Origin of the sequence: Aquimarina sp. AU119, assembly GCF_900312735.1 — a bacterium.
Classification (GTDB): domain Bacteria; phylum Bacteroidota; class Bacteroidia; order Flavobacteriales; family Flavobacteriaceae; genus Aquimarina; species Aquimarina algiphila.
On sequence record NZ_OMPF01000031.1, the window covers coordinates 66,514 to 78,509 of the forward strand.

General features: G+C 31.5%; 10 protein-coding genes. All 10 read right to left on the reverse strand.

Annotated elements, in window-relative coordinates:
• Window positions 1–83: 83 nt before the first annotated feature.
• Window positions 84–2,852, reverse strand: a complete 2,769-nt coding sequence (locus DK442_RS24505; RefSeq protein ID WP_109438554.1) for a M56 family metallopeptidase — start codon at window positions 2,850–2,852, stop codon at window positions 84–86.
• Complete coding sequence (locus DK442_RS24510; RefSeq protein WP_109438555.1) at window positions 2,852–3,211, reverse strand: BlaI/MecI/CopY family transcriptional regulator; 360 nt, start codon at window positions 3,209–3,211, stop codon at window positions 2,852–2,854. The genes DK442_RS24505 and DK442_RS24510 overlap by 1 nt, the downstream gene beginning before the upstream one ends.
• A gap of 207 nt (window positions 3,212–3,418) precedes the next feature.
• Window positions 3,419–4,657, reverse strand: coding sequence for a glycosyl hydrolase family 18 protein (locus tag DK442_RS24515; RefSeq protein ID WP_109438556.1), 1,239 nt, complete (start codon window positions 4,655–4,657; stop codon window positions 3,419–3,421).
• Between the two features lie 211 nt (window positions 4,658–4,868).
• Window positions 4,869–5,804, reverse strand: a complete 936-nt coding sequence (locus DK442_RS24520) for a threonine/serine dehydratase (RefSeq protein ID WP_109438557.1) — start codon at window positions 5,802–5,804, stop codon at window positions 4,869–4,871.
• Between the two features lie 81 nt (window positions 5,805–5,885).
• On the reverse strand, window positions 5,886–6,527 hold the full coding sequence (locus tag DK442_RS24525) for a fused MFS/spermidine synthase (protein ID WP_109438558.1): 642 nt from the start codon (window positions 6,525–6,527) through the stop codon (window positions 5,886–5,888).
• Window positions 6,528–6,584: 57 nt separating this feature from the next.
• A complete protein-coding gene (locus DK442_RS24530; RefSeq protein WP_109438559.1) occupies window positions 6,585–7,544 on the reverse strand; it encodes an aldo/keto reductase in 960 nt (319 codons plus the stop codon).
• Between the two features lie 17 nt (window positions 7,545–7,561).
• Window positions 7,562–8,410, reverse strand: coding sequence for an alpha/beta fold hydrolase (locus DK442_RS24535; protein WP_109438560.1), 849 nt, complete (start codon window positions 8,408–8,410; stop codon window positions 7,562–7,564).
• 2 nt (window positions 8,411–8,412) lie between these two features.
• A complete protein-coding gene (locus DK442_RS24540; protein ID WP_109438561.1) occupies window positions 8,413–9,933 on the reverse strand; it encodes a M20/M25/M40 family metallo-hydrolase in 1,521 nt (506 codons plus the stop codon).
• 204 nt (window positions 9,934–10,137) lie between these two features.
• Complete coding sequence (gene dnaN, locus DK442_RS24545) at window positions 10,138–11,256, reverse strand: DNA polymerase III subunit beta (RefSeq protein ID WP_109438562.1); 1,119 nt, start codon at window positions 11,254–11,256, stop codon at window positions 10,138–10,140.
• Window positions 11,257–11,380: 124 nt separating this feature from the next.
• Complete coding sequence (locus DK442_RS24550) at window positions 11,381–11,956, reverse strand: DUF1572 family protein (protein ID WP_109438563.1); 576 nt, start codon at window positions 11,954–11,956, stop codon at window positions 11,381–11,383.
• Window positions 11,957–11,996: the final 40 nt, after the last annotated feature.

Here is an 11,996-nt window from a genome sequence, read left to right on the forward strand (position 1 = left end):
CAAATTATTACTAATATGAGAATGGAATTAACAACCTTTTCGATTTTTGATTGATTGAATTGATGATTATAGTAGAATCATTTTTAAAAATAAATTTTGATCCTGGTAGCTTGTTCCAATGAAATATTTTTGTCCTTTTCTTTTAATGATTGTACGAATTCTGGAGTAACATTATGGATTTTGAGACCCTTGGCCTGATCTGCAGAAATATTAGAGAATCCGATATCTCTAAATGATTGTACAAACTCTGGAGTAACATTGTGAATTTTAAAAGATACAATCTCATCCAATGGCAGGTTTCCAAATTCAGTCTTTTTGAATTCCTGAATATACTCTGGCGTGACATTATGAATCTTAAGTGATTTTAACTCATCTAGTGGAATATTTTTATATCCTATTTTCTCATATTCAGAAGCAAGTTCTGGACTAATATTATGAATTTTTAATGCTTTGGCATCATCTATAGAAATATTCTTGTATCCAGCTTTTTTAAATGAATTTATAAACTCTGGTGTCACATTATGAATTTTTAAAGCGACTACGTCTTCCAAAGGAATATCTGTATATCCAGCATCATGATAACGTTTTATGAATTCTGGTGTTACATTGTGTATTTTTAAAGAAATCATATCATCTATAGATATATTTTTATATCCCAGAGCAATAAAACCTTTCATGAAGTCGTTCGGATCTTGCTGATCCGAAGACCCATATCCCATACTATTTGTAGAACTAGATTTCTTATTTTTATCTTTATTTTTCGATTTAGAATAATTACTAGCAACTTTTGCTTGTGCAGGTGTTACATTATGAATTTTTAACTTTACGACTTCTTGTAAAGAAATATTAGGTTGCCCAGATTTTTTGTATGCTTTTATAAGTTCGGGGGTTACATTATGAATTTTGAGCTTCTTTGCTTCTTGTAGAGTAATATTGGGGTATCCTAGTTTTTTATAGCTGTCTATAAGTTCTGGGGTAACATTATGTATTTTTAGATTTTGAGCTTCTTTCAAAGTGATATTTTTGTACCCTGCATTTTTATACTTTTGGATATATTTTGGAGTTACGTTATGAATTTTAAGATTTTGAGCCTCTCTTACTGAAACCTGCGAATATCCCGCCTCTTTAAATGAATCTATAAATTCTGGAGTAACCTTATGAATACTTAATTTCATATACTCACTTAGAGATAAAGAATTAATACCTTTTTTCTGATAAGAATTAATAAACTCAGGTGATAGATTGTGAATTTTGGCTTTTGTAATTTGTTTTAGTGAAGTTTTATTTCCTGCCACTTTATTGATAAAATTAATATAGGGTATATCAACATTAAAAAGATTGAGTTTACTGATTTCTTCCATGGTATAGGATTGGTATCCTAGTTTCTCTAATTCTTTTCGATACATTTTTAATTTATCTAAAGGAAGAGATTTATGGATAATATCTTCAAAGTCATCTTGGCTGATGTCTAATTTTTCCTTTTTTAGATATGTTAAATATGTAGTATCAAAATCTGTAAAAAAACAATGTACCATATCACTTTCATCTGCTTGTAAACCATATTGTTTTAATGCCTTATTAAAGGTCATGTCCGGGACAAAAGTATACCTTCCATCTCCAAGACCATTTTCAAATTCACCAATAAAAGTTAATGTTCCTGCTTCTCTTGTTATCACTAATTTTTGTTTGTCACCCTTTGGGAAATTAGCAAAGAAGGACGGTTCGTAGCATCGGGTAGTGGACCAAAAACTTCGTTTTAAAGGCTCAGCACTCCTAAACATGATACATAATTTTCCTCCCCCTACTTCTGCATCCCACACGCCTTTAGTAAAGTCATTCTTTGTTTGAATTTGAATTTTGGTTTGGATCTGATTTTGAATGTTAAGATCGATTTCAGGTTTGGTGTCACTGATTATAGTTTCTTTAGGTTGTATGGGATTAAAAGAAAATACAGTAATTGCCAGCAATGGAATAATGATTAGGTATTTCCAGCCTGATTTTGTTGTTGATTTTTTAGAATTCATCATGAGTATTCGTTTTTTGAGAAATGATTGATTGTAACTTGTTGCCAAACCAGTTGGCATATTTGGAGTGGAGACTTTTAGAAGGTTCATTTGATATACTTCTCTGTCTTCACCTATATTAAGCATGTTGTTATCAGTTAGATATTCTAGGTTATTATCGATTGCTTTTCGGTATAACCATGCAAAGGGATTAAACCATTGTAGCATTACTAATAGTTCGACTAATAACATATCCAAACTATGCTTCCCTTTAATATGGACTTGCTCGTGTTTCAAAATTTGTAAATATGTATCAGGATTGTACTGACTGGGATTCATAAATATTCGATTCCAGAAAGAATAAGGGGCGTGTTTTTTATCGGTTTCAATGATTTTGTAATCATCAACCTCTACTGTAGGGTATTTGATCATTCTATATAGTAATACCCCTAATTGTATTATAAAATGGATTCCAAATACCAATATCCCTAATATATAAATATAGAGTACAATGGATTGCCAATCTAAGGACGTATTAAAAGCTGCTTTATTTGTTGTACTCTCGCTAGCACTAAGATGGGCTGCTTTTTTGGTGATTACATGTTCTTCTTCTAAAGTTTCATAATTAGGAGCAACAGAATGTGGTGGTGTAGTAACTACCTCATCAAACGAAGCACTTTTAAAAGACAGGTGTTCTGGTACAGTTATAAAAGGTAATGTAAATGAAAGTATAATCAAGGATAATAAAACCCATCTATTAAGATGATAAAATGTCTCTTTGGATAAGAAAAACCTATATATGAGATAGGATAATCCGATTAATGCCGAGCTATGAATGATATAGTTCATTATTTTTTGTTTTTTATCAGTTGAATGATCTCTTCTAATTCGTCTGTATTTATTTTCTCCTCTTTAGCAAAGAACTTGACCAAAGCTAATGGTGAATTATCAAAATAGTTATTAACTACTTCACCTAATACTTCTTTTTGATATTCGTCTTTGGATACTAATGGGTAATATTGAAAGCTGTTTCCATAAGCCGTATGGCTTATAAAACCTTTTTCTTCAAGAATTTTTACAATGGTAGCAGTAGTATTATAATGTGGTTTAGGATCAGATAATTCTTCTATAATCTCTTTTATAAAAGCTTTTTCTAATTTCCACAGACTTTGCATAATCTGCTCCTCTCTTTTGGCTAATTTTTGCATGGAATCAATTTTATACAACAAACATAGTACTAATCTATTAGTTTTACAACTAATTTATTAGTAGTTTAACTAATTAGTTAGGATTAAAAGAGCTTAGGATTTGATTTTAAGGGGGATATGAGGAGGTGTTAAAAATTTGATAATGTGGTTTAGAAAAGGAAATTTATGTTAGAAATATTATTTTTGGAGGCTATGATTCTAGGTAGACTATTCTTTTTTTTCTCCAAATTTATTAGCTAATAACTCCCATAATTCAGTATTTCCATGATCATACCCCAAAGCCCATATTCCAATTCCGGATAGCTTTTTACTCTTGATCCAATCGTATTTATGAGATAGTGATAAACTATCTTCAAACCATATTTGTTTTGGTTTACCTTCTTTACTTTTAAAAACGGAGTAGGCACTAGAACTTATAGTATCATACGCTATCCCTAATCGATTAGATTCTAATATTTCTTTAATTCTGGTATAGGAATAGTGTTTAATAAAATGATCTGTCTTGCTGGGAATTGATACAGTTTTGGTTTGCCATTCTCCTCCATAATAAGGGAGTCCAACAATTAGATTATTAGGATCCACACCTTCATTCAAGTAATAGTCTATTGAATGTGATACGCTGTTTTCGCCCCATTGTTTACTACTATTTAATGGAGATATGGGACCAGCCTGATCACTGAAACTTCCATAATAATCATATCCCATCAACGTATATACATCAATATAAGGATTTATTGTTTTGATATCAAAAATCCTGTTTCGGTCAACAGCATATAGCGCTAAAGAAATAGAATATTTAGGATTCGAAGTGTGTAATTTGGTAGATAGATTAATTAAAAAATTACTAAAAGCTTGCTTGTTTTTTTTGGGTACTCCTTCAAAATCTATATTTATTCCATCTGCATCTCTTAATTTCAGTAAAGATGTTAAACTATCTATAAGAGTCTCCTGAGCTTTTGGATTAGATAAAAATTTAGAATTGTTTTTTGATCCAAAATTTGAAACAGAAAGAAACACTTTACATTGATGAACTTTTGCACTATCTATAAGTGCTGTGGTTTTCCATTGATGTATACTTTTATAACTTCCTGTTTCAGGATTAACTTGATAAGAAAAATATGAAATACCCCATAATAAAGAGAAATTGTAACTTTTATAAGCAGAACCACTAGAGTATAAATGCCATCCAAAGGTTTTATATTCTTTACGAAGACGATGTCTGGGTACTGGCTTAGAATGATGTTTTAATTGATTAACACTATCCCACTGAGCTTCTGTTGTAAGATTTAAATTTGAATATATTCCGTTTTTTCTAAAATCAGAAGTAATATACTCTTTAGGTATTTCTGTTGTAGTAGATGTATTGGCTGGCTCTTTTTCTTTTTTGTCATTGCTACATGAAATAATGGTAAGAAAAAGTATGAATAAGAGTAGTTTGTTTTTCATGAAATTAGTGTCAACAGCTAACCAAAAAGGATAGTGTTTAAGGTTTTAAGTTATTTCATACCTAAGATATACAAAAAATAAAAAAAGAGGAGTAGGTATATGCTGTTTTACAACAAGAATAATATGGTTGTTACGATAAACTCAGAGAATAATAAAAAATATTATTTTTGAATGCCTTGTCATAATTAGATATGTTTTATTTCACAATTCTTTAGAATGGTAGATTTCCCAAATCTACATTTCCACCAGAGAGAATAATCCCTACCTTTTTATGTTTGAACTTTTCTTTTTCTCTAAGCAAAGCAGCAAAAGGAACTGCACAAGAAGGTTCTATTATAATTTTCATTCGTTCCCAAATCAATCGCATTGCGTTAATAATTTCTTGTTCTTCAACTCTAATAATTTCTGAAACGTGTTTTTGGATTATAGGAAAATTAATATCTCCTAATTGTGTTTTTAATCCGTCTGCAATTGTATTTATGGTATCATTAGTTTCAATTTTGCCACTTTGTAAAGAACGGTAAGCATCATCAACTTCAAAAGGTTCACCACCAATAACTTTACAGTTATTACCATAAAAATGAGCTGCTAATGCTGTTCCGGCAATAAGTCCGCCACCTCCAACAGGAGTTAGGATATATTCGAGATCAGAGTGATCTTCTAATAACTCTAATGCAGCAGTTCCTTGTCCAAGTATTACGTCCAGATTATCAGAAGGGTGTATAAAAGTGGCTCCTTTTTCTTTTTGAATTAAGTCAGCAGCTTGTTCTCTATCTTCTAGAGTGGGAGGGCACTCAATAATCTCACCTTTATACCCTTTTACGGCATCTTTTTTTACTTGAGGAGCGTTAGATGGCATCACGATATATGCTTTTACTCCTAAGCTCAATGCGGCTAAAGATAATGCCTGGGCAAAATTACCAGAAGAATGCGTGACAACACCTTTGGACTTTTGTGCTTCTGACAATTTTGAAATAGCACTGGCAGCTCCACGCATTTTAAAAGCTCCCATTCTCTGAAAATTTTCACATTTAAAAAATAGTGTTGTTCCAGAAATTTCATTTAGTAATCTCGATGTAAGGACAGGAGTTCTATGAATATAGGGTTTAATAGTATTGTGACGATCTTTTAACTTTTGTTTGGTCATTATTTTGTCATAGTTAGCATCTAAAATTATGGTTTTGCTAGAAGTATAGAAAAATATATTGATTTTTTTAACGTTTAAAAATCACTTCTTTTCTCCTATAAGTAATGTATTTGTTCCTTGTACATTGTTATATTGAATGAACTCAATTTGAGATTTGAATTTTGATTTTAGTTGTTTGATTTTAGTATTTTCTTTCAGATTAATCCCAGCATTAAACACCACTTTTCCTTTGGGAGGTATTAAATCAATTATTTTTTTCCAAAATTCTTCTTCGTAAAATGGTTCAGGGACCTGGTTATCAATAAAAATATCAATGATTATGATTTCGAATTGTTTGGTACATTGATTAACATAGTGGAGTGCATCATCACATATAATTTCAAGAGTTGAGCTACCAGTAATATCAAATTCATTTTTTGCAATTTTTATGATGACTTCGTCAATTTCTACCGCAGTGATTTTTCCTTTATGATTGAACTTTTCTTGCAAAGGGTGTATGATACTTCCTCCCCCAAGACCTAATAATAGAATTTGACTATCCTCAGGAATATCTATTTGTGATAGCCCATAAGTAAGTAATTTTTGTAATGTACCATAAGAATAATTAGCATTTTGACTGTCTAATACCTTTTTTCCATTCATCAAAGTGATCTCTAAAGTACCATTAATTTTAGAGGGAATTTCTTTGGTAAACGGAAGTAAATAACTTAATAATTTTTTCATGTTATATGTCGAAAATCTAATGTAGGTCAGCTAATTTATATGTTGTCAAACAAAAAATTAATTCCATGATAACTTTTTTCGCTCAGACCAATATTGAATTGGTTGTGATTTGAAAGACCGTAGACCTTCTATTTCTTTTGAATCAAGTACAAATGTTGTACTTTTAAGATTATCATTGACATGAGATTGATTTGAAGCCCCACTAAGTACTTTGTAAGGATCCACAGTATCAATACAAAACCGTAAAGCTATGGCATCAATTCCAACTTGATATTTATCTGCAAGTTCTTGTAAAAAAATGTACAATTTTTGATAATTTGGATAGCTGTTATTCGGGAGTAGACGTCCGTTAGCCAATGCTTCTTTTATGACGATTTTTTTATTTTTTGTATGTATTGTTTTTATGATATTCAATAAACTCTGATCAAGAATATTATAAGTGATCTGAAATGCATCAAATAAAGAATGTCCTTCAACTTCAACTTCAAGTGCTTTTTGTATAACTTCTAGTTGATTAGCACCAGAAGTGGTAACTCCAATCATCAGATTATGTTTTGATTTTAGTTGAGCTAATCTTTTTAAAACAACCTCATTTTCTAAAACACCAGATTCAAATGTTGCAGAATGAATCTGATACATTTTTAAATAAGGAAGTATCTTTTTAGACTGTTGCCACTGTTCGTTTAATTTAGAAATACTATGTTCCTTTATCTCATGTTGTGTGGCTTTAGGATCAAAGTTTGCGGTATATGTGTATCCCCATTTTGTTGCTATTTCAATAGTCGAATCATTTTTTGAAGAGACCCAATCTATAAGCAATTCTTCTGCTAATCCATATCCCGGAGCAGTATCAAAATATCGAATTCCGTGTTGATATGCATATTCTAAGGTTTGCCAACTTTTTTTTCGAAAATCTTCTAAAGTAATAGGCGTATTTTCTTCTCTTCTTATATTAATATATTGTGGTCTGCCAATAGCAGCTGTTCCTAGTCCGATTGACGAATAGGTGTTATCCATTTGTTTTAATATTTATATTATAAGTTATCAAACCATTTTACTGTCTTTATCCAAAGAGTTTCCTTAAATTTTCGTCTAAAAAATCCAAAATGACCAATTTTATCGGTTAAAATCTCTTCTAAACGAATAATTTCAATCTCTTTTTGATTTGATTTAAATAGATTATGTATTCTTTTTATTGCTTGTTCTGTTCCTATGGGATCATCTTCTATGCCTAAAGTAAGCAATTTTGATTGATAGGTATTATAAAATAATTTCACACCATTATTTTCTAGTTGTTTTTTTATATCGGTATGCTTTCTTCTATTATGCCACTGATGTATCACTCCCTTTGGAACATCCTCGAGCATTCCAAGTTTTTTACCTGGAAAATAACCAACAACATTGGTAATCCAGGGAAGTATAATATGCCATAAGAAATAAATCTTAGCTCTTTGCTTCTTTGGCCAATCTTTATAATATGCAGTTTGTGCTCCAACAGTTATTACTCCACTGATTTCAGTGTTTTTTTCTGTCATACCGATAATAGTACCTCCAATACTATGCCCTAGAGTAAGAATTTTTTGATTTGGAAATTCTTTTTTGACGTAATTTATGACTCCTGCAAAATCTTTATCACCCCAATCCAGGAAAGTAGCCTTAAACCCTCTCAGTTTTTTTGGTCTTGACGCCGCAATACCTCTATAATCATATGTAATTACATGGTATCCATGCTCTGCCATAAAAGTAGCATAGTGATGATATAATTTTCTACTGACTGCTGTTGCAGAATTTATAATTAAGACTTTATTATTTGTAACTTTTGATGAAGGAGTATATAATTGCCCCATAAGCTGATATCCATCTTTTGCGGGAATGGTTATCATTTTTATAACTTTTGAGTTAATATTGCTGTAATGGTTTTGATACCGTCTATATAGTTTCCAACTCGAATATTCTCGTTTGGACTATGTTGATTATTATCTTTATTTACGGTGGGAACGATAACCGCAGGAATGTTTAGGGTATTCACAAATGGTGAAATAGGAATGGAACCACCACCAGTTCGTATTTGTATGGGAGATTTACCAAAAGCTCTTGTTATAGCATTTCTAAGCCATTGTCCAATTTCAGTATTAAAATCTGTTCTAAAAGCATCATATGCTATTTGATGATTAAAACGAATGATTTTTTTGTATTTCATACGTTCTTCTTCAGTAGGGACGCTATCTATAATATGATACCCTTGATTTACAATATGATTTTTCACCAAATCTACCATATGTTTAGCATTAGTTTCTTTGACTAATCTAATATTCATTTCGGCAATTGCACTTGAAGGAATAATAGTTCTTCTTTTTGTGCCAACCCACCCAGATTTTATCCCTAGGATTCCTAACGATGGATATTGTATTGATTCCTGATAGGTCTCTGCGATATTATCAATTGAGGCAATACCTAATTTTTTTCTCATCGTTTGTTCATCATCCGGAACTTGATTCAGTATCTTTTTTGTTTCTTCAGAAATTTCTATTCCGTCATACCACCCCGGTATAGCTACGCGACCATCATCTTGCATCATAGAGGCTAATAATTGTGAAAGGCGTAATGCTGGATTAGGAACATAATTACCATAATGGCCACTGTGTTGAGGTGCTCTGGGACCAAAGACCTCAAGAGATAACGTTGTTATTCCTCTTGCTCCATAAGCTAATGTGGGTTTGTTAGAAATATGCATTGGACCATCAAAAATTACTAACATGTCCGAAGCTAATTGATCTTTATAATCGAGTACAGCCTTAGGTAATCTGGGCGAACTAATTTCTTCCTCAAAGTCCATAATCACTTTAATATTGAAGTCGGGCTCATAGTTTAGGTCATTTATAATATCCATCGCTTTTAGAAACATGACTACAGGACCTTTTGCATCAGAGGTAGACCGAGCAAAAATCCTCCAATCAGGATTAATGGTGTCTTTTAATTGACTTAATGAAATTGTATTCCATGATTTATCTTGATCATTAAATTCTTTTAATGTGGCTCTATAAGGATTATCCTGAAACCATTTTGTAGTATCCACTGGTTGTCCATCGACCTGAAGATAAACCAAAACCGTTTTCTTTGCTTTTTTATAGTTTTTGCTAGCTAATAATAATGGGATTTTTTTTGTTGTGAGTTGTTGAGTAGAGAATCCTCTATCTGTAAACGCTTTTTTACACCATTTAAAGTTTTTTTCGATGTCTTTAGGGAAATGTGCATCATTGGGTAAACTTAGGAGATCAACAAGTTCATCAAATGATGTTTTGGCATAAGTGAGAGACAATTTATTTAATTCCTGATCTGTTATACTTTGGGCAATAGAGTAGGAGGTAATGAATAGAAAAGCGATGGTAGTTAGATACTTTGTCATAATCAAATACGTTGAATGGTTGTTTGTGATTATGGTAAATGTATATAAAAGATTGATTTTTATCTTTTTATTTTAAATAACCTTAACAGGGATTTTTTGTTATTGAATTATTATAATTGATCTTTATTTTTAAATTAAAATATAAAAAAATCCAACCACAATAATATGGTTGGATCTAAATATAGTGGTTATTTAGCTAGTGTATTAGTTATTTAGCATTACAGGCATTACTAACATTGTTACATGTTCTCCCTCGTCTAATCCATCAATTGGAGTAAGGATTCCTGCACGGTTAGGAAGTGACATTTCAAGTTGTACTTCATCAGCATTAAGGTTATTCAACATTTCACTAAGAAAACGAGAATTGAATCCTATCTGCATATCGTCTCCTTGATAGTCACATGTTAAACGTTCTTCTGCTTTATTAGAGTAATCTATATCTTCTGCAGATACATTTAACTCTGCTCCAGCAATTTTTAAACGGATTTGATGTGTTGTTTTATTAGAGAAAATAGATACCCTACGAACTGAATTTAAGAACTGCGTTCTTGCAATTGTTAATTTGTTAGGGTTTTCTTTTGGAATAACAGCCTCATAGTTTGGATATTTTCCATCGATTAATCTACAAATTAATTGAGTCTCATCAAAAGTGAATTTTGCATTAGCCTCATTATATTCTATTAATACTTCTGTGTCACTACCAGCCAAAATTCCTTTTAATAAATTTAAAGGTTTTTTAGGCATAATAAACTCAGCAGATTGAGAAGCTTTGATATCTTCACGAGTATATTTAACTAATTTATGAGCATCTGTGGCTACAAAAGTGAGCCCTTCTGTCGAAAATTGAAAAAACACACCACTCATTACAGGTCTAAGATCATCATTACCAGTGGCAAAAATAGTTTTGCTTACCGCAGTAGCGAGTACATCACCCAAAATATTAGTAGCACTAGGATCTTCTAATTCTACAGCTTTAGGGAATTCTTCACCATCTGCATAAGCCAATGCATATTTACCATGATTAGAACTAATTTCTATAGTGTTATTATCTGCCACAACAAAAGTTAATGGTTGCTCAGGAAAAGTTTTAAGTGTTTCCAATAATAATTTGGCAGGCACAGCAATGGTTCCCTGATCTGCAGATTCTACTTCTAATTTTGCAGACATTGTGGTCTCAAGATCAGATGCAGAAACCAATAATGAATTATTGTCTAATTCAAATAAGAAGTTATCTAAGATCGGTAAGGTATTGCTATTACTAATTACACCACCTAATACCTGCAGTTGCTTAAGTAAGTATGAACTAGATACTATGAATTTCATGTGTGATTTATTATGTACGGTTTTGGCAAATATAATCGTAATCTACAAGGATTTCGATATGCAGAAAACCATAGTTATTAACAAACCAATGGGAGTTATTGACTATTTTTATGAATTCCCAATTCTAATTTGTATCGTCCTCCATCAGCTTATCAGTGTAATGTGCTTTATGCTTGGGATTAGCAAATCGTTTTTCATTATATACCGAAGATTCTCCTTTTGGAATAGAGAGACTTTGCCATTGTTGTCCTGTAATCATTTTTCCTAAAAAAACAATTTGACCGATATGATATGAATAATGCGCTAATTGACGATTGATTGCTTCAGTGATACTGTGTTCTATATTTCGAACATAAATGGGTTGATCAAAATTATCGTCATTAATACTCTCCAAAGCTTCAAAAAGACATTTCCATCCATCATGCCATTTGATTAAAAGTTCTTCTTTTGTTTTAATGTCATTAACAAACTCAGCATCACGTTGCCTCCATTTTTTTTCGCCATCTTCTGTTAAAAAATTTGTCCAACGAGATTTCATATTCCCCCATAGATGTTTGACAATAATTGCAATACTATTACTATCATCATTATATTGCCAAAAAAGTTTTTCTTCTGGTAACTGTGCTATCGTCTTTTTGCCCAATGATTGATAATACTTAAATTGTTTTTGGATTCCTTCTAAGTATTCTGATGCATTCATTATTAGATGTTTTCTTATAAAAATACAACTTTATAGGATA

What these genes read in the sequence shown, in the direction of transcription:
- DK442_RS24550 (WP_109438563.1), bottom strand. Translation starts at nt 11,956, where the DNA reads ATGAATGCATCAGAATACTTAGAAGGAATCCAAAAACAATTTAAGTAT.
- DK442_RS24535 (WP_109438560.1), bottom strand. Translation starts at nt 8,410, where the DNA reads ATGATAACCATTCCCGCAAAAGATGGATATCAGCTTATGGGGCAATTA.
- DK442_RS24530 (WP_109438559.1), bottom strand. Translation starts at nt 7,544, where the DNA reads ATGGATAACACCTATTCGTCAATCGGACTAGGAACAGCTGCTATTGGC.
- DK442_RS24505 (WP_109438554.1), bottom strand. Translation starts at nt 2,852, where the DNA reads ATGAACTATATCATTCATAGCTCGGCATTAATCGGATTATCCTATCTC.
- dnaN (WP_109438562.1), bottom strand. Translation starts at nt 11,256, where the DNA reads ATGAAATTCATAGTATCTAGTTCATACTTACTTAAGCAACTGCAGGTA.
- DK442_RS24510 (WP_109438555.1), bottom strand. Translation starts at nt 3,211, where the DNA reads ATGCAAAAATTAGCCAAAAGAGAGGAGCAGATTATGCAAAGTCTGTGG.
- DK442_RS24525 (WP_109438558.1), bottom strand. Translation starts at nt 6,527, where the DNA reads ATGAAAAAATTATTAAGTTATTTACTTCCGTTTACCAAAGAAATTCCC.
- DK442_RS24515 (WP_109438556.1), bottom strand. Translation starts at nt 4,657, where the DNA reads ATGAAAAACAAACTACTCTTATTCATACTTTTTCTTACCATTATTTCA.
- DK442_RS24520 (WP_109438557.1), bottom strand. Translation starts at nt 5,804, where the DNA reads ATGACCAAACAAAAGTTAAAAGATCGTCACAATACTATTAAACCCTAT.
- DK442_RS24540 (WP_109438561.1), bottom strand. Translation starts at nt 9,933, where the DNA reads ATGACAAAGTATCTAACTACCATCGCTTTTCTATTCATTACCTCCTAC.